Raw genomic sequence first — 17,904 nt, 5'->3', positions numbered from 1 at the left:
TGGCCGCCAGCAGGGCGGCCAGGCCGGCGTCGACGTTCTCGGTGTTGCGCATGTAGTGGCCTTCGGCGGCAATGCTCATCTTGCGCTTCTGGAGCGCCAGCAGCAGGCCTTCCTTGCCCACCTTGCCATAGGTGTCCTCCTGGTAGAACAGGCCGAATTTGGTAACGCCGGCGTCGCTGACCAGCCGTTCGACCTGCATCTCGATCTCGTTGAAGTAGGACGAGCGGATGTTGAAGACGTACTTGTTGACCGGCGCGCGCAGGAATTCGGCGCCGGTGAAGGCGCCGAAGAACGGCACGGCATTGTCGACCACCAGCGGCAGGGCAGCCTTGCTGGTGGGCGTGCCCACATAGCCGAACAGGGCGAACACGTTGTCTTTCTTGATCAGCTTTTCGGTGGCGCTGGCGGTGCGCGGCGGATCGTAGCCATCGTCCTCGCTGACCAGGGTGATCTTGCGTCCGTTGATGCCGCCGGCCGCGTTCACCTTCCTGAAGTATGCCTCGCTGCCAGACTTGATACCCTGGCCCAGGCCCGCAGTCGGCCCGCTCAGCGCATTGGCCATGCCGATCTTGATTTCGGTGGCGGTGACCCCGCTTTCGGCCCTGGCAGCCGAAGTGAGCGAAGCGAGCGACAGCGACGCCAGGAACAGGGCGGCGGCAGAAATATGCATTTTGGTTGTCATCGTTTCCACCTTTCAGGTTGAGCCGGCGTGTAGCAGGAGCGCTGGACCACAGTAGCCGTTTCAGTCCCTGCTGACAAGTGCCCGCTGTGCCTGGCGCAACAGCCACAGGCGGAATTGCTCCAGCGCGGGCGTGTCCGGCGCCGTCTCCGGCGTCACCAGGTAGTAGGCGCGCTGGCCGCCCAGCGGCTTGTCGCATACAACCTGCAATTCGCCCCTGAGCAGTTCGGCTTCCACCAGCATGCGCGGCAGCAGGGCCACGCCCAGGCCGTGCGCGGCGGCCACCGCCTGCATGGAAAACAATTCGTAGCGGGGGCCGTGCATGGCCAGCCCGGTCTCCACGCCCATGGCGTCGAACCACTGGCGCCAGGCGTCGGGACGGGTGCTTTGCTGCAGCAGCGGCAGGCGCGCGATGTCCTGCGGCCCCCAGCGCCTGCGCCCCGCCAGCAGGCGCGGACTGGCCACCGGCAGCACGGTTTCCGGCATCAGCATCACCGCGCGCGTGCCGGCCCAGTTGGCGATCTGCTCCGGGCTGCCGGCATACAGCGCGGCGTCGAATTCGGCTTCGGCGAACATGAAAGGGCGGGTGCGCGCGTCCACGTGGACCACGATGTCCGGATGGCCGGCGTGCAGGTCCGCCAGGCGCGGCAGCAGCCAGCGGGTGGCAAAGGTGGGCACGGAGGCCAGCCGGATGGTGCCGCCGGCGCCTTGCCCGGCCATCGCGTCCAGCGTGTCGCGCTCCAGTCCGGCCAGGCGCAGCGCCACCTGGCGCGCATAGGCTGTGCCGGCCGGCGTGAGGGCCACGCCGTGCCGGGTGCGCTGGAACAGGCGCACGCCGAGGAAGTCTTCCAGCGCCGCCACCTGGCGCGACACGGCGCCCTGCGTCAGCGACAGTTCGCGCGCGGCGTTGGTGTAGCTCTCGTGGCGGGCCGCCGCCTCGAAGCAGGTCAGCGATTGCAGCATCGGGATCTTGCGTGTCATGGCGTGTTATGAGCTTTGTTCATATCTGGGTGAGTATAAATCGTTTGCCGGGAACCCGTGGCGCCACTAAGATCAGGCCATCCTTTCACCCCGCACACTGAGCACACCGAGGCCGACATGACCAAGACCGCATTCAACTGGAGTTCCCCACTGCTGCTGGACGAGCAGCTGCATGCCGAAGAACGCGCCGTGCGCGACGCGGCGCGCGAGTATTGCCAGGGCCGCCTGGCCGGGCGCGTGCTGGAGAACTTCCGCCACGAGCAGACCGACGCTTCCATCTTCCGCGAGATGGGCGAGCTGGGCCTGCTGGGGGTGACCATTCCGGAGGCTTACGGCGGCACCGGCTTGAACTACGTCTGCTATGGCCTGGTGGCGCGCGAGGTGGAGCGCATCGACTCGGGCTACCGCTCGATGATGAGCGTGCAGTCCTCGCTGGTGATGGTGCCCATCTATGAGTTCGGCAACGAGGTCACGCGGCAAAAGTACCTGCCCAAGCTGGCCGGCGGTGAATTCATAGGCTGCTTCGGCCTGACCGAGCCGGATCACGGCTCCGACCCCGGCTCCATGGTCACCCGCGCCCGCAAGACCGACGGCGGCTACCTGCTGTCCGGCGCCAAGATGTGGATCACCAACAGCCCGATCGCCGACGTGTTCGTGGTGTGGGCCAAGGACGATGAGGGCGCGATCCGCGGCTTCGTGCTGGAGAAGGGCTGGAAGGGCCTGAGCGCTCCCGCCATCCACGGCAAGATGGGCCTGCGCGCCAGCATTACCGGCGAAATCGTGATGGACAACGTGTTTTGCCCCGAGGAGAACGCCTTCCCCGATGTGCGCGGCCTGAAAGGCCCGTTCACCTGCCTGAACAGCGCCCGCTATGGCATCGCCTGGGGCGCGCTGGGCGCGGCAGAGGACTGTTTCGAGAAGGCGCGCCAGTACACGCTGGACCGCAAACAGTTCGGCCGGCCGCTGGCCGCCAACCAGCTGATCCAGAAGAAGCTGGCCGACATGCTGACCGAGATCGCCATGGGCCTGCAGGGCTGCCTGCGCCTGGGCCGCATGAAGGACGAGGGCACGGCGGCGGTGGAGCTGACCTCGATCATGAAGCGCAACAGCTGCGGCAAGGCGCTCGACATTGCCCGCATGGCGCGCGACATGATGGGCGGGAACGGCATCAGCGACGAATTCGGCGTGATCCGCCACCTGCTCAACCTGGAAGTGGTGAACACCTACGAGGGCACGCACGACGTGCACGCGCTGATCCTCGGCCGCGCCATCACCGGCTTGCAGGCCTTCTCCTGAGCTGAGGGGATGCCAGCGGCATGCGGATGCGGAGCGGAGCAAGCAGCGCGGCGGGCGAGCGCTTTTGCATGTCGCGGTGGACCGAGATCGGCCAGGAAAAGCGCTGCATCACCTGCGGCGAGTACTGGCCGGCGGACGCCGAGTTTTTCGAAGCGGCCAAGAAGACGCGGGACCGGCTGTCGCCGCGCTGCATCGCCTGCATTGTGGAGAAGACCTGGTCATCGGTGCTGGTCGCCGCGCGGTGAAGGCCGCGCCGGCGGTTACGCTGGGCGCAGCAGCGCGGCGTCGCCCTTCAGCGCGAACGGCACGCCGCGCGCCCAGCGGTTGGACGACAGAGAGAAGGTCAGCGCGCGCACCTGGTGGTACCAGCCGGCCGGCACGTACAGCATGTCGCCCGGGCCGACGATGACCTCCACCATGGCGGCCTGGCGGGCCAGCGGGAACTTGTCGAAGTCCGGCGCTTCCGGGTCGAACGGAGAGCCGAACAGGATGGCGTTGGCCTCGCTGGGATAGAGGAACTCATCGTGGTGGGGCGGCGACAGGAAGATGCGCTTGGTGCCCCAGATCTGCGCGAAGATGTTGTCGTCGTAGTCGCAATGCAGCGGCGTCACCGTGCCGGCCGGGCCGATCCAGAAGCGCGGCGGCCCCATTTTCTCCAGGTAACCGGGCCAGTGGCACAGGCGGTTCAATTCGCGCAGTTCCAGGTTGCCCAGGTAGGGGGGCAACGGATGCGTGCCGGTTTGCACCAGGTCCAGGTACTCCAGCATGGTCATGTCCTGCATGGCGCGGTCGACGGCGAAGGCGGTGTTGATATAGTCGCCCACCCGTGCGCGCACCGGCAGGTGGCTGTAGTGCTCGCGCAGGGTTTCGGGCGGCAGGGCGGTCAGCGGCCACTTGTTTACCAGCCCCGTGATCAGGAAGGGCAGGCCCTGCGCGGCCCGGGCGCGGAACGCTGCCGCGTCGAGCACGCCCAGGCGCGGCACTTCGGTGATGGCGGGCAGGCTGCGCCCGGCGCGCCGGATCGCCTGCCGCATTTCATCGATTGACGTGACGCCGCGCACCAGCGCGTCTTTCTGCTCGCGCGCCAGCTTCCTGGCGGCGGCATCCTCCGGCCGGGTGGGCCGCGATGCCTCCAGCGGCGGCAATTTTTTCTCTTTTGACATCGGCTTCACCATCTCTTCTTTGCTGTCCTTGGCTATGCCAGGCGGGCAGACAGCATAACGCATGCGATGGAGATGTTCCAGCCCCGGCCTGCAGGGGAGGCGGCCGCGTGGGATAATGGCCGGCTGCCCACGATACCGCCGCCTCCGCATGCTCGACATCCTTGCCATCGTCAGTCCCATTTACATCATCCTTTTCCTCGGCTACGCCACCACGCGCGCCGGGCTGTTCGGCAAGGGCGAGCTGCTCACGTTCGGGAAATTCGTCATCAAGCTGGCACTGCCGGCGCTGGTGTTCAACGCCATCGCGCAGCGCCATATCGCCGACATCATCGTTCCCGGCTATCTGCTGGCCTATACGGCCGGCGCGCTGGCCATGCTGGGCGGCGCCTATGCGGTGGGCCGCAAGGCCGCTGGGCTGAGCCACCAGCAGGCGCTGCTGCATGCGATGGGCATGTGCAGCTCGAACAGCAGCTTTATCGGCTACCCCATCTTGCTGCTGGCGCTGCCGTCGGTGGCCACGACGTCGCTGGCGCTGAACGTGGTGGTGGAAAACGTGGTGATGCTACCGCTGCTGCTGGTCCTGCTGGAGACCAGCGTGAAGCAGGCAGGCGCGGACCAGCGGGGCTGGCGCCGCGCGCTGACGGCCACCTTGCGGCAGCTGGCGCGCAATCCGCTGGTTGTGGCCTTGCTGGCGGGGCTGGCCGTGTCCTTGCTGGAGCTGCCGCTGCCGTCGCCGCTGGGCCGCAGCATCACCATGTTCGCGCAGACCAGCGGCGCGCTGGCGGTGTTCGTCATCGGCGGCACACTGGTGGGGCTGCCGATGCGCGGTGTGGCGCTGAAGGTGGCGCCCATCGCGCTGGGCAAGCTGGTGATGCATCCGCTGGCGGTGGCGCTGGCCGTGGCCAGCCTGCCGTTGGTGGGCATGGCGCCGCTGGCGCCGGAACTGCGCAACGCCGCCATCCTGATGGCGGCCATGCCGATGATGAGCATCTACCCCATCCTGGCGCTGCCCTACGGCTTTGCCGACCGTGGCGCCGCAGCGCTGGTGCTGGCCACCGTCGGCTCCTTCGCCACGCTCAGCGCCTTGCTGTGGCTGCTGGGGAGCCTGGCGTAGACCGATCGGGCCCCACGCGGCCCGATCGCTCCCCTCGGCCTGGCCCTTTTAGTTGACGCAGCCCTTGGTGCGGATGCGGTCATACGCGGCCTTGGCCTGCACCAGGCCGTAGCCGTAGTAGACGTCGCGGCCCGGTGCGCCCAGGTCCAGCGCCGACTTGTCCAGCGTGCTGCGGATCTGCTCCGCCGTGCAGGCCGGGAAGTAGCTCCACACCAGCGCCGCCACGGCCGACACGTGCGGCGTGGCCATCGAGGTGCCGTCGAACAAGGCATAGTTGACTGCCTTGATGTCGATGGTCGCGCTCTGGCCCAGCTGGTTTTGCAGCGCCGCGCCCTCTACCCCGGACGCCGTCACCGACGGAATGGTGGTCGCAACGCCGCCCAGCGTGCCGCTGAAGCCTTCCGGCGCGTTGTTGTAGACCACGGCGCCCACGCCGCCGCTGGCCTGGCAATTGGCCACTTTTTCACCGAAGGTGATGCTGCCGCGCGCGATCAGGCACACCTTGCCCGCCACCGCCGTGTTCACCTGGTCGCCCAGGCCGAATGCGGCCAGCGGCGCGGTCACGGTGCCGGCCGGCGTGCCATCCATGCTGCCGGGCGCATAGCTGGTGGCGCCCACCTTCAGGGTGGCGACGCGGCCCTGGCCCATCGGCACGGTGGACAGCACCTGCACCCCCGGTGCGGCGATTTCCACTTTTGGCGTGAACTGCGAGAAGTCGGCAACCAGCTTGTTTTCGTCCAGCGCCGCCACCGACATCACGCTGGCGTAGCCGGCAGGGTAGGACTGCGCGTTATTGCCGTCGTTGCCCGCCGCCGCAATGGACAGCACGCCGCGCTGCGCCAGCGCGTTGAAGGCGCGCTCCTCGCCCCGGCTGGGCACGTCGCCGCCCAGCGACATGCTGATGATGTTGGCGCCGGCGTCACCGCACTTGTTCGCCGCCGCGATCAGTGTCGATGTATAGGTCCATTCCTCCGGGCCGAACACCTTGACGATGTGCAGGTTGACCTGGCGGTTGGGGAGCACGCCCACCACGCCGGTCGCCGCATTGTTGAGCGCCGCGATGGTGCCCGCCACATGGGTGCCATGATGGTTTTCGTCCGTGTACCACGGGCCGGTGCCCGGGTTGGTATGGCCGCTCAGGCGGTTGCCAGCCAGGTCCTCGTGTGCGCGGTCGATGCCGGAGTCGATGATGCAGACGGTGCGGTTGCCGGCATAGGTGTCGGGCAACTGGTCGGCCTGTACCATCGGTATTCCGTATGGCACCAGCTGGCCTGCCAGATAGGGCGCGCCGGTGGACGGCGTGCTGGCGGCTGGCCCGCTGGGGCGGCTGCGGGCCAGCAGCTTGCGCCGGCCGTCTTCCTCGACAAACTCGATGTGCGGGCTGTTGCGCAGGTCTCCCAGTGCCTTGGACGGCACTTCGGCGGCGGCGGCGTCGATGGACGGCAGATCCTCCTTGATGCTGCCCCTGGCGGCCGCGATGGCGGCCTTGCCGTTCTGCTGCGCGCCTTTCTTGAAGGCGACGATGACGCGCACGTTATCCGGCTGCGCGGCGGCGGCGGCGCTGGCGCTGACGGCGGCGGCCGTCAGGCCCAGTGCGAAGAGTGCGCTTGACTTGCTGTTTTTGGCTAAGAACATGTTGTCGTCCCATGGCTGAAAGTTCGATCGAAGCGCCCGTGGATGAGGCGTATGGCAACCGATCTTAGTCAGCAGTCAATTGACGGTCAATCATGATGATTGGCAATTTCAAGATAAAAGCAACACCTGGGGAGGGGACTTGCAGCGCCCCGGCGCAGAGCCGGAGCGCTTTGGCTCAGCGCTTGCCGGTTGCCCGCCGGCGCTGCGTCAGGGCCATGCCGGCCAGGCCGGCGCCCAGCAGCAGCAGGCTGGCCGGCTCCGGCACTACCGTGACGCCGGGATCGGAAACAACGGCGCCGATGCTGCCCTTGCCGCCCGCGGTCAGTGCCGGGGTCCAGCTGAAATCGGCCAGGGCCAGGCTGAGCGGGTTGTACGTCCCCAGCGGCGCGATGTCCTGGTCGAAGGCGGACACCAGGAAGTGCGACACGTAGCCGGTGAGCGGATCGTAGTCGCCGTCCAGGGTCAGGTCGAAGGACAGCACGCCGCCGAAGGTGGCGGTGTGCGACAGATAGTTGGAGGTGTCGTTGCGGAACTGGAAGCCGCCCGGCACCGCCGTCCAGCCGTAGTTCAGGTCCAGCGCGCCGAAGCCGGCCAGGTTGCTGACCACCGCGGTGGCCAGCGGCACGCCTGCGCTGGCGCTGAGCTGCATGTCCAGGTAACCGCTCGCCGCGCCGAAGGTGGACGTGTCGATGCTCACATGGATGGTGGCGGCGCTGGCCGGGGCGCTGCCGGCCGCCAGCGGCAAGGCCAGCGACAGTGCCAGCGCCGGCGCCAGCATCAGCTTGCGTGCCAGTGTCCGCGCCAGTTTCCGCGCCGGAGTCTGCGCAAGCGCGCGCAGCGCGGCGGAGAGCAGGTGCTGGCCCTGCTGTCGAATATTGAGTTTCATGTCATGTCTCCTTAGAAGCTGCCTTTGTACAGCACGGGCGTGTAGGCGACCACGCTGCGTGCCGGGTTGGTGAAGGTCAGCGGCACGCTGACGGTGGCGCCGGCGTTCAGCGGGCCGGGCAGGGTGATGTAGGGTGCGCCGGCGTCGGTGCCGCTGGCATTGTCCAGCGTCAGCCCGGCGGTCAGGCCGGTCAGCTTCAGCTGCAGGGGGCCTGCAAGCGCCGCGCCGCCGGTGTTGGTCACCGTGACGCTGCCGAGGTACTTGCCGGTGGCGCGGTTGAGCAGGGCGCCTTGCTGCGTCATCTTCACGCTGGCGCTCACGTCCTGCGCGGCCATTTGCACACTGCCATGGAAGCGCACTTCGGACAGGTTGCCGAACCAGTTATTGCCGTTGAAGATGCGGATATAGCGGTAAGGCACGGCGCCGGCCACCGGCAAGGTTTGCCAGTCCTGCGTCGTCACCGCCGCTGCGGTCAGGGTGGTCCAGCTGGCGTTGTCGTTCGAGCCCTGCACCACGGTGCCCTTGGCGCGCGCGGCCTGGTCCTGGCGGGCCGCCATTTCCACGCCGGTCAGCGTGGCCTGGTTGCCCGCCTTGAAGTCGAACGTGATGTAGCTGGCGGTGCCGAAATTGCCGGTGCCGGTGCGGTAGTCCGAGCTGGTGCCCAGGTTGGAGTCGAACAGCGAGTTCGTGATGGACAGCGTGGTGGCGGCCGGCCGGTTGACGGTGGAGTCGATCAGGGTGGCGATGCCGGTCACGTTCTTGATCACGTCCGCCTCGTCCACCAGCGTCAGCAGGGTGCCGTCGGTGGTGGCCGTGTTCGGGTAGCCGTCCTTGCCGGCCTGCGTCTTGTAATTGATGGCGAAGCCCACCGCGCCCGGCGCCGAACCTTGCGGCAGCACCGCGCTGGCGGTGAAGTTGACGTTGTCGGTAGTGGCCACGGTGGCCGGCACGCCATGAATGGTGGCGCTGACGTTGCTGATGGCCTGCTTGGCCGTGAACGCCACCTTGACGGTGTTGCCCGGCACCACGCGGCCGCGCAGCGCCTGCGCCGACGACAGCGACGCGGCCGAGATCATGTTCACCGACGCCACCGCGCCGTACAGGCGCACTTCGGACATGTTGCCATACCAGGCATTGCCGTTCACCACGCGGATGTAGCGGTATGGCTGCAGGCTGTTGATCTTCAAGGTCTGCCAGTCCGGCGAGCCGTTCGAGGCCGGGGAAATGGTGTCCCAGGCCGTGTTGTCGTTCGAGCCTTGCACCACGGTACCGTTGATGCGGCTTGCGTACTGGTCCTGCCGGCCAATCACCTCGACCCGGTCCAGGGTGGCCTGGCCACCGCCCTTGAAGTCGAACTTGAGCCAGCCGCCGTTGCCGGAGCCGTTGACGCGGAAGTCGGTGAAGCTGCCGAGGTTGTTGTCGAGCAGCAGCGTGGCCTGCGCCAACACGTCGGCCTGGTTCCTGCCGCTGGAGTCGCTCAGGGCCGTCAGGCCGATCGGGTCGATCAGGCCGGTCTGGTCGGAGATGAACAGGGAGGTGTCGTCGGTGGTGAACAGGGTCGGCTCGGCGTCGACGCCGGCCGCCGTTTTGTAGTTGATGACGAATTTCACGGCGCCGGCCGGGGCGCTGGCGCTGGCGATCCAGGTGGCGGTCCAGTTCACGTTGTCGGTGGTGGAGACCGTTGCCGCCTGGCCCTGCACCATCACGTTGACGTTGTTGATGGCTTCCCTGGACTTGAAGGCCAGCTGCACCGTGTTGCCGGGAACGATGCGCTTCTTCAGGCTTTGCGCCGAGCTGATGGAAACCGACGCGATCTTGTTGACGGTTTCATGGCGCTGGCCGAAGATGCGGAATTCGCCCACTTCCAGGATGGCGTAGGTGGGCTGCACCATCTGCAGCTTGAAGAAGCGGAAGCGACGGTCCCTCAGCGCGTCCTGCACCGGCAGGGTCTGCATGTCGTCCGAGATCACGGTCAGGCCTGGCGTCAAGCGGGTCCAGTTCTCGTTGTCGTCGGAGCCGAACATGGCCACGCCGCCGATCCGTTCGGGGAAGCTGGCGCGCACCTGCATCTGGAAGCCCGACGCCGAGGCCTTGAAGTCCGGGCCGAAGTCCATGATGTGCGCCAGGTTGGGCGCGTAGGTGCCGGGCGCGGTGGACCAGCTGGTCGGCGTGTTGTCCATCAACAGCGGCACGGCGTTGCCGAAGGTGGAGGTCTTGAACATGTTACGGTAGTTCATGCTGCCGTCGGCCAGCAGCGGAGTCAGTTCCTGCAAGCCCTGCACGGCGCTGTTCAGTGCCGCCAGCTTTTGCTGGAACACCGCGTCGCTGGCGCTGGCGGCCGCGCCTGCAATGTCGGCATAGGCCGCGTTGTAGGTCTCCAGCGTGGACGCCACGTACAGCGTCCCGGCCTTGTAGGCGGCATTGACGGCAGTGATGGCGCCCTGGCGGTCGCCCGCCACGGTGATCTGCACGAGCTTGCTGGTGATGGTGGTGCCGTCCGAGGTGGTGATGACAAAGCTGTAGCTGCCCGCCTGCGCCGGCAGCCAGGAGAAGGCGCCGGTGGCGGTGTCGAAGGTGGCGCCGGCCGGCAGGTTGTCCACCTGGTAGGTCAGCACGTCGCCCGCGCCGGCGTCGGTGGCGGCAAAACTGTGGTTGATGGCGGCGCTGGAGCTGGCGTAAGTCACCAGGTTCAGGTCCGCGTCGCCGCCGGTGAACACGGGCGTGGTGAAGCTGCCGCCCTGCACGTTGATATGGTCGATGTCGACCCGCGTGCCGGCGCCCTTGACAGTGAGGTACTGCACGTCGCCCAGGCCGTGGTAGGCGTCCAGCGTGTAATTCACGTAGCGCCACTGGCCGTTGGTGTTAGGCAGCGCCACGGATTCGTCGAACGCTTCCAGTGTGGCCACGCCGTTGGTGCGGATCTTGAAGGCGATGCTCTTCGAACCATGGCCGTAGCCGACCACGGCCAGCCTGGCGCCGGTGGCGGTGGTATTGATCTGCAGGAAAGACGCGGTCTCGTCCTGCATGGCAGTCACGTCGCCATCGAGTACCGTGAAGCGGTCTTCCACTTCGCGGTAAGGATCGGCGATGGGCTTGACCAGCAGCTGGCCGCCTTCGGCGTCGGCCGCCGCAGGCGGGATGAAGAGCCAGTAGTCGCCGCCGCCGTCCACGCCGTCCCAGTTGTAGCTGGTGCGCAGCGAGAACATGTGGCTGAGGTAGGGCGCGCGCTGCGCCATGTCCACCCCTTTGACGTACTTGTAATAGTAATAGGGTTCCCACAGGCTGGAGAACATGCGGCCCCGGTAGCCGCCGGCGATTTCTCGGTAGACCACGGTGGGCACGCCGTTGGCATCGGTATGCGAAGCGGTGGGGACCCAGGGCGTGTCGTAGCCGGTCATGTAGCGGCCGAAGAAGTCGGCCGCGTCCAGGATGCGGTCGTTCAGGAATTCATAGGGGCCGACCGCTTCCGGCGCGGTGGAGACCGTGCCGTCGGCCGGATCGACCTTGGTGCCCTGGGCGTTCAGCAGGCGCGCCAGGATGCCGGCGTTGGTGATGTCGCCGCCGCCGTGGGCCTGGTCGCGGCCCATTTCAACGTGCTGCACCACCGGCGTGACGGCCTCGCCGGTCAGGTCGTTCTTCTCCACCAGGCGGAACAGCGCCTTGATGGCGCCGTTCTGGCCCTGGTCCACCGCCGTCCTGTTCACGGTGAACCATTCCACGCCCTCGTTGTAGCGCGCGCGGTTGCCGCTGAAGATATAGCCCGACATCGCGCCCAGCAGCGGATACAGGTGCTGGTTCATGAAGCGGTAGTTGGTGTGCTGGAAGGTCTCGATGACCGGGTTGATCAGGTTGTTGGTGAAGTTGGCGGTGTCCTGTTCGGTCCACTCGAGCGCGGCCGTCTGGCAACTGGTGTAGCGCATGATCTCGGCGGCGGCCGCCATGCGGCTGAGCGGGATGCCGGTGTGGATATGCGAATCGACGAAGTAGACATACTGCGCCGGGTCCATCTGCGCCCAGATGCGCAGGATGCGCATGGTGTTGGCGCGGTAGGTCTCGTCGCCGGTGATGTAGTAGAGCAGGGCCTGGGTGTAGGCCTTCAGGCCGTCGGCGATGAATTTCGAGTTGAAGCCCTGGCTGCTGAAGGCCAGGCTGCCGGGTTTGGTCGGATCGCTGCCCTGGTTGCTGGAGGTGACGGTCTTGGACGCGGCGGGCGATAGCAGCATGGCGTTGAAGTGCGTATTCCACGGCTCCTTTTGCGCCAGCACCTGGGCCCGCACGTTTTCCAGCATTTCCCTGGTCAGGCCCACGCCGGGGTGCTTGAAGCCGTTGGCGTCGATGCTTTCGGCGATGGTGGGCTGATAGGCGGTGGCCAGCGTTTCTATGGTGTCGGCGGCGCTGGCGCTGGGCGGCAGCAGTGGCCCCATCAGGCCCAGCGCGAGCAGCAGTGCGGCAATGGCGGTGGGCTGGAAGGTGGGCTGAAGGGCGGGCACAGGCGTGCGCGCGCCCCGCGATCCGAGTCTTTTCATGGTTGCTTCCCTGTCTCTTTTATAAGTTGTTGTATGGTGAAACGAATCCGCCGGCGCCGTCTGTTATCGATAACGAGGATTCTCGCCAATTCTATCCAATTGTTGCAGGCCTGATGTATTCCTTTTTTACCGGCCTGCAACGGATATTTATGGCTTATCGATAACGATGCACCGTCAAGCCGTCATCAGCGCCGCCACCGCCGCGGCGCTGAGGGCGCCCCGGTAAATGCGGAAATCGTCTATCTTGCCGTTGAAGTAGGGGTCGGGATACTGCGACCGGCCGATCCAGTTCTGGCTGGTGCTGCCCAGCCGGAACGGGGCCAGGAACATGTCGGCGTTGTTGCCGGCCACTGCGCCGTTTACATACAGCGTGGCGTTTTTCCCCGACAGCGTGACCGCCACGTGCGCCCATTGCCCGGTGGGCAGCGCGGCGCTGCCGTTGACGGAGCGCTCGCCGTAGCCGCCGTTGACGGTCATGGCGAAGCGCAGCACGCCGGTGTTCGAGCGCGCCGTCAGCATCATGTAGTCGCCGGTGCCGTTGCCGAAGTCGAAAATGCGCTCCCAGTTGCGGGCGGCGTTCCAGTAGACCCAGGCGGCGATGGTGAAGTCGCCCACGTCCGTCATCAGGTCGGCCGGCAGGCTGACGTAGCCGGTGCTGCCGTTGAGCGCGACTGCGTTGGCCTGCTTGCCGGCCACCCAGCTGGCGCCGCCCATCAGCGTGCCGGGGTGGCCGTTGCCGCTGGCGTCGGCGGCAACGGCGCCGCTGGCCGCGTCGAAGGGCAGGCAGGTGTGCAGCGGCGTGCCGGTGATGGCGCGCGCTTCGTTGGAGGCGGCTGTGGCGCCCGACGGCGTGGACGCGGTGACCACGTAGTAGTAGGTGCCGGCGGCCAGGCCGCTGTCGGTCCAGGTGAGCAGGCCGGTGATGCCGCTGGCCACGGTGGTGTACGGGCCGCCCGCCACGGTGGCGCGCTTGACCGTGTAGCCGGTGGCGTAGGCGCTGCCCCACCAGGAAAGCACCACCGCGCCGCCGCTGATATGGGCGCTCAGGCCGCTGGGCGCGGCGCCGCCGGCAATGGGGTCCAGGCCGCAGGTCAGCGTGCCGTAGCCCAGCTGGTCGTAACCGCCGCTGGTGGAGCCGGAGCCGCCGCCTTCTGGCTGGATCAGCAGCGCGAACTGTTTGGACCAGGGCGCGGCCAGGCCCTTGCGGTTCACGTAGTGGTTGTACACCAGCGCCCAGCAGGGCCGCTGGTTGCCGATGCCGGCGGTGGAGAAGCCGGTCTGGTTCACATTGTCCACATTGTTATAGGTAACGTAGGGCACGCTGTAGTACGTGGTGCCGGACTGGATCAGGTTGGCCTTGGCCACATACTCGGCCGCCATCAGGAAGCGGTTGTTGTCGTAGCCATACAGGTCCACGCCCTGGTTCCAGGCCATCTCGCACAGGGCTCCCATCAGCGCGATGCCGAGCGTGTTGTGGCCCTGGTCGCGGCCGGACTCCTGCCACTGGCCAAGGTAGCCAGGGTGCACGTAGTACACCGCCTTGCCGATGGCGCCGTTGCCGGCGCCGCTCTTGAAGTAGGTGACCGCTTCGTCGAACAGCGCCTGCTCGTCGCACAGCACGCCGATGGCCATGATGGAGGCCATGTTGCACACGTCCCAGTTGGCCCAGTAGTGGGTGGCTTCGGTGTTGTTGTGGCGGATCAGGAAGTCGTGGTTGATGGGGTAGAAGATGTTGCGCATCATGCCCTGGAAGCGGATGAAGTCGGCCGCCGCCCAGCCGCTGTAGCTGCGCATCATCTCGCCGGCGTTGGCGAACTCGTAGCCGTAGATGCCGGCCGCCAGCTGGGAATCGGTGGTGCCGCTGATGGCGGTGAGGGTGGCGGACCAGCCGTTCATGATCTGTACCGCCTTGTCGGCGTAGGCGCTGTCGCCGGAGATTTTCCAGCGCAGCGCGCAGGCGTAGGCGGCGGCCACGTCGTTAAACAGCTTGCTGTAGTTCTGCGGATGGACGCCGTCGTCGCCCCGGTAGACCACCGCCTGGGGCGAGGCCACGTAGGACAACTGCGCGTGCGGGTTGGCGGTCAGCTTGTCCCAGCTGCCTTTCCATGGCTGGGTGTTGTACTTTTGCATCATCCGGTTGAAGTCGGCCTGGGTGTGCAGCAGGCCGGGGTGGGCGAAGCCGGTGGCCGTTGCGCCCAGCTGGCGCGGGGCCTGCGCCGGCTGCGCGGCTTCAAAGACGGAACCGCCGCAGCCGGCCAGGGCCAGTGCGCCCAGGCTGTAGAGGAAACTGCGGCGCGGGAGGTCGGTTCCGTCCTGCTCCCTGGATTGCGCGTGCGCCGATCTTGGTGCTGTCATCTGTCTGTCTCCATAAGTGTTGTTATCGATAACATTCCGTGGCACAATGATTTGTGCAAAATCATTCTAGGTAGCCGCCGACACAAACACGTATAGCATTTCGTCAAAAATGCATATCGATTTGGGATAGCTGCTCAAAATTTTCTGTGCTACCATCGTTTCTGTTATCGATAACTTGCAGCATCCGGTAGCAGGGGTAAGACCAAGAAACGAGGGGTTGATTGAAGCAAGCACGCGCTGTAAAGCGCGAAACTAGAATAATTGGAGACAGAAATGAACAAGCAACTGAAGCACTCGCTGCCGATTTCCGCCATGGCGCTGGCTGTGGCACAAGGCCTGTTTGTGGCGCCATGCGCGCTGGCCCAGGACAACACCGTGGTGGTGACCGGCATCCGCGCCAGCGCCCGCTCGTCGGTGGCCATCAAGCGCGACACGATGGAGGTGGTCGATTCCATCACCGCCGAGGACATCGGCAAGCTGCCGGACCTGAACGTGGCCGAGACGATGACCCGCATCCCGGGCGTGCAGGGCTACCGCTACGGCGGCGAGGGCGCTTCGCCGGTCGGCGCCGGTTCCGGCCTGACCATCCGCGGCCTGAGCAACCAGACTGCTTCGCAAATCAATGGCCGCTCCTTCAACACCGCCGGCGGCCGTGAATTCAACATCGAGAGTGCGATCCCGGGCATGATCGCCGGCGTCGATGTGTACAAGAATCCATCGGCCGAGCATATCGAGGGCGGCATCGGCGGGCTGGTCAACATCCGCAACCGCAACCCGAGCGATTTCAAGGGTCCGACCTTCGCGGCGTCGGTCAGCTTCAGCAACAACGATCTGGCCAAGAAGACCGATCCCGAGCTCTTCGTCATGGGCGCCAACCGCTTCGACCTGGGCGGCGGCAGCCGCATCGGCGTGATGGGGGCGGCGGTCTACCAGAAAAGCACCGGCCGTTCCGACAACAACCCGGCCAACCGGGGCGGCAGCCTGAAGCGCGCGGTGCGTGCCGACAGCGCCGAGTATGCAACGCGCGCCGCCGCCAACACGGCCAACAACCCGTCCCTGCCGATGTCGGCCTATGTCGGCCGCAACGACGTCAGCTTCCTGGACAACGTGGGCACCACCGGCGCCAACATGCCCAACCTGGCCGGCCTGACGGCGGACCAGATCGGCAACGTGATGTCGGCCACCGGCGTGACCAGCAACGTGTTCCAGGAAACCATCATGCGCGAGCGCAAGGGCCTGAACCTGGCCGCCGACTACCGCGTCAGCAACACCTTGCGTTTCTATGCCGAGGCGAACTACGTCTACTACCTGTACCACCAGAACTACCGCGGCCTGAACTCGGTGGACGGCGCCAACGTGCAGAACCTGCAGACCACGCCGTTCAATTACACTGAATCGCTGGCCAACCGCAACGTCAACGGCGGCAGCGACGACGTGCTGGTCAACAAGCGCCTGCTGAGCGGCAGCTTCCTGAATTCCGCGCTGACCAGCCTGGGCGGCGACGAGCACACGCCTTACACCACCTGGGTAGGCGCGGCTGGCGCCGAATGGAGCCCGACGGCGGACCTGGCGCTGAAGGCCGACTTCTCCTACATCAAGTCCGACAAGACCCAGGACAACCGCTCCGTGATCATGGACTCGGCGCCGGGCAAGCTGTGGTCCACCAACCGCATCGCCGACGGCGCGCCGCACCAGCTGACCTTCAACGGTCCGGACCTGGGCGACCCGGCCAACTTCGTGTTCCGTTCGTATGACAACGGCACCAACCAGAGCTGGGACGACAGCGGCCACGCCACCGCGCTGAGCGGCGCCTACAGCCTGGATGCGGGCCCGTTCAACAAGCTCAAGTTCGGCACCCGCTACGCCCACATGGATAGCCTGTACAAGAACTACCGCTTCACCGGCAAGCCGCTGACCACCGACGGCCTGGCCCTGACGGCCAACCGCTCGAACGCCATCTACGCCTCGTCCATGCCCGGCGTGATCCAGAACGCGCCGACCAACTTCATGGGCGGCGACGCGGGCTACGCCGGCGGCTTCGCCGTCTATTCGCCGGACGCCCTGCTGGGCAACGGCGTGCAGACCGCCTTCCCGAAAGCGGGCATTGCGCAGGACGGCGCCTATCCTGAAATCGCCGCCGACCGCCGCTACGTCGAAGAGAACACGCTGGCCGGCTACCTGGTGGGCGAATTCTCGGCGCTGGACGACCGGCTCAAGGGCAATGTCGGCGTGCGCGTGGTGCGCACTTCCGGCGAGGCCGTGGCGCGCGTGGTGGGCTTGAACGGCTCGCTGGTGGATGTGGTCGGCAAAACCCGCTACACCAACGCTCTGCCGTCGTTCAACGCCACTTACGACATCACCAAGGAACAGCTGGTGCGCTTCGCCTATGGCCGCGGCTTGACCCGCGCCGGCATCGGCGACCTGAATCCGTCCATCAGCGGCGTAAACACCGCCAACGGCACGGCCAACGTCGGCAATCCGGAACTGCGTCCGCTGGTGGCGGACAGCTTCGACCTGTCGCTGGAACACTACTTCAACAAGACCAACTACGCCTCGGTTGCCGTGTTCGACAAGGAGATCGATGGCTTCTTCAATTCGCTGATCTCGTGCCAGACGCTGGACGCCGCCATCGCCGCGCCTTACACCGGCCCGGCCAACGGCTGCTCGGGCGGCCAGTACTCGGTCAGCAAGCGCGTCAACGCTGAAAAAGGCTATGCGCGCGGCGTGGAAGTGGCGGGCCAGTACTTCTTCGACAGCTCGGCGGGCTTCCTGCAGAACTTCGGCGTGTCCGGTTCGTACACCTTCGTGAAGACCTCCAATCCGCTCAACTTCGGCACGGCCGCGGCGCCGAACGTGGTGAGCATGCCACAGCCGTTCCAGTCCAAGCACAGCTACAGCCTGTCCGGCATGTATGAGGACAAGAAGCTGTCGGCTCGCCTGGCCTACACATGGCGTTCGATGTCGCTGTTTAATGATGTGGCGGTCAATCCGATCGACAGCCGTTCCATCGACGCCTACGGCATCCTGGACGGTTCGGTCAACTATGAAATCGCCGACAACCTGACGCTGTCGTTCAACGTCAAGAACATCACCGACAAGGCGCTGCACCGCTACATCGGCGAGCCATCGCACAAGACCGGCATCGAGTTGCAGCACTATGGCAACGGCCGCACCTTCGTTCTCGGCCTGCGTTACAAATTTGGCCAGTAATATCTGGTAGTCTGCACGTACAAATGGATGGACGGCTTCGGCCCTCCATCCATTTGTCC

General features: G+C 66.2%; 11 protein-coding genes. 4 read left to right on the top strand and 7 right to left on the bottom strand.

The features are described 5' to 3' along the window. The coding region (locus AC6H42_RS05550) for an ABC transporter substrate-binding protein (protein WP_497547581.1) at window positions 1–682 on the bottom strand (682 nt) is incomplete at its 3' end. Between the two features lie 60 nt (window positions 683–742). Continuing rightward, a complete protein-coding gene (locus AC6H42_RS05545; protein WP_497547580.1) occupies window positions 743–1,660 on the bottom strand; it encodes a LysR substrate-binding domain-containing protein in 918 nt (305 codons plus the stop codon). A gap of 117 nt (window positions 1,661–1,777) precedes the next feature. Between AC6H42_RS05545 and AC6H42_RS05540 the strand changes: the two genes are divergently transcribed. Together AC6H42_RS05540 and AC6H42_RS05535 are read left to right on the top strand one after the other, a co-directional pair. Continuing rightward, window positions 1,778–2,956 (top strand): acyl-CoA dehydrogenase, encoded by a 1,179-nt coding sequence (locus AC6H42_RS05540; RefSeq protein ID WP_497547579.1) that lies wholly within the window; start codon window positions 1,778–1,780, stop codon window positions 2,954–2,956. A gap of 68 nt (window positions 2,957–3,024) precedes the next feature. Beyond that, a complete protein-coding gene (locus AC6H42_RS05535; RefSeq protein ID WP_157200829.1) occupies window positions 3,025–3,201 on the top strand; it encodes a hypothetical protein in 177 nt (58 codons plus the stop codon). A 15-nt stretch (window positions 3,202–3,216) separates the two neighbouring features. Here the strand turns inward: AC6H42_RS05535 and AC6H42_RS05530 are convergent, their stop codons facing one another. Then, window positions 3,217–4,119, bottom strand: a complete 903-nt coding sequence (locus AC6H42_RS05530) for a cupin-like domain-containing protein (protein WP_497547578.1) — start codon at window positions 4,117–4,119, stop codon at window positions 3,217–3,219. 148 nt (window positions 4,120–4,267) lie between these two features. On the opposite strand from AC6H42_RS05530, the gene AC6H42_RS05525 reads away from it, so the two are divergent. Next, a complete protein-coding gene (locus AC6H42_RS05525) occupies window positions 4,268–5,233 on the top strand; it encodes an AEC family transporter (protein ID WP_057153837.1) in 966 nt (321 codons plus the stop codon). A gap of 48 nt (window positions 5,234–5,281) precedes the next feature. Here the strand turns inward: AC6H42_RS05525 and AC6H42_RS05520 are convergent, their stop codons facing one another. The 4 genes from AC6H42_RS05520 to AC6H42_RS05505 form a co-directional block, all read right to left on the bottom strand. Beyond that, window positions 5,282–6,868: a S8 family serine peptidase gene (locus tag AC6H42_RS05520; RefSeq protein ID WP_497547577.1), complete on the bottom strand. Its 1,587-nt coding sequence runs from the start codon at window positions 6,866–6,868 to the stop codon at window positions 5,282–5,284. A gap of 175 nt (window positions 6,869–7,043) precedes the next feature. Beyond that, a complete protein-coding gene (locus AC6H42_RS05515; protein WP_057153839.1) occupies window positions 7,044–7,754 on the bottom strand; it encodes an NF038129 family PEP-CTERM protein in 711 nt (236 codons plus the stop codon). 11 nt (window positions 7,755–7,765) lie between these two features. Further along, entirely contained in the window at window positions 7,766–12,280 is a 4,515-nt protein-coding gene (locus AC6H42_RS05510; RefSeq protein ID WP_497547576.1) for a discoidin domain-containing protein, read from the bottom strand. Window positions 12,281–12,454: 174 nt separating this feature from the next. Then, window positions 12,455–14,635, bottom strand: coding sequence for a LamG-like jellyroll fold domain-containing protein (locus tag AC6H42_RS05505; protein ID WP_497547574.1), 2,181 nt, complete (start codon window positions 14,633–14,635; stop codon window positions 12,455–12,457). Window positions 14,636–14,908: 273 nt separating this feature from the next. Between AC6H42_RS05505 and AC6H42_RS05500 the strand changes: the two genes are divergently transcribed. Next, complete coding sequence (locus tag AC6H42_RS05500; RefSeq protein WP_057153841.1) at window positions 14,909–17,845, top strand: TonB-dependent receptor; 2,937 nt, start codon at window positions 14,909–14,911, stop codon at window positions 17,843–17,845. Window positions 17,846–17,904 lie beyond the last annotated feature (59 nt).

The organism is Massilia sp. NBRC 108631 (assembly GCF_059704565.1).
This window is presented reverse-complemented; position numbering and strand designations above follow the sequence as displayed.

What these genes read in the sequence shown, in the direction of transcription:
- AC6H42_RS05545 (WP_497547580.1), bottom strand. Translation starts at nt 1,660, where the DNA reads ATGACACGCAAGATCCCGATGCTGCAATCGCTGACCTGCTTCGAGGCG.
- AC6H42_RS05540 (WP_497547579.1), top strand. Translation starts at nt 1,778, where the DNA reads ATGACCAAGACCGCATTCAACTGGAGTTCCCCACTGCTGCTGGACGAG.
- AC6H42_RS05535 (WP_157200829.1), top strand. Translation starts at nt 3,025, where the DNA reads ATGTCGCGGTGGACCGAGATCGGCCAGGAAAAGCGCTGCATCACCTGC.
- AC6H42_RS05530 (WP_497547578.1), bottom strand. Translation starts at nt 4,119, where the DNA reads ATGTCAAAAGAGAAAAAATTGCCGCCGCTGGAGGCATCGCGGCCCACC.
- AC6H42_RS05525 (WP_057153837.1), top strand. Translation starts at nt 4,268, where the DNA reads ATGCTCGACATCCTTGCCATCGTCAGTCCCATTTACATCATCCTTTTC.
- AC6H42_RS05520 (WP_497547577.1), bottom strand. Translation starts at nt 6,868, where the DNA reads ATGTTCTTAGCCAAAAACAGCAAGTCAAGCGCACTCTTCGCACTGGGC.
- AC6H42_RS05515 (WP_057153839.1), bottom strand. Translation starts at nt 7,754, where the DNA reads ATGAAACTCAATATTCGACAGCAGGGCCAGCACCTGCTCTCCGCCGCG.
- AC6H42_RS05510 (WP_497547576.1), bottom strand. Translation starts at nt 12,280, where the DNA reads ATGAAAAGACTCGGATCGCGGGGCGCGCGCACGCCTGTGCCCGCCCTT.
- AC6H42_RS05505 (WP_497547574.1), bottom strand. Translation starts at nt 14,635, where the DNA reads ATGACAGCACCAAGATCGGCGCACGCGCAATCCAGGGAGCAGGACGGA.
- AC6H42_RS05500 (WP_057153841.1), top strand. Translation starts at nt 14,909, where the DNA reads ATGAACAAGCAACTGAAGCACTCGCTGCCGATTTCCGCCATGGCGCTG.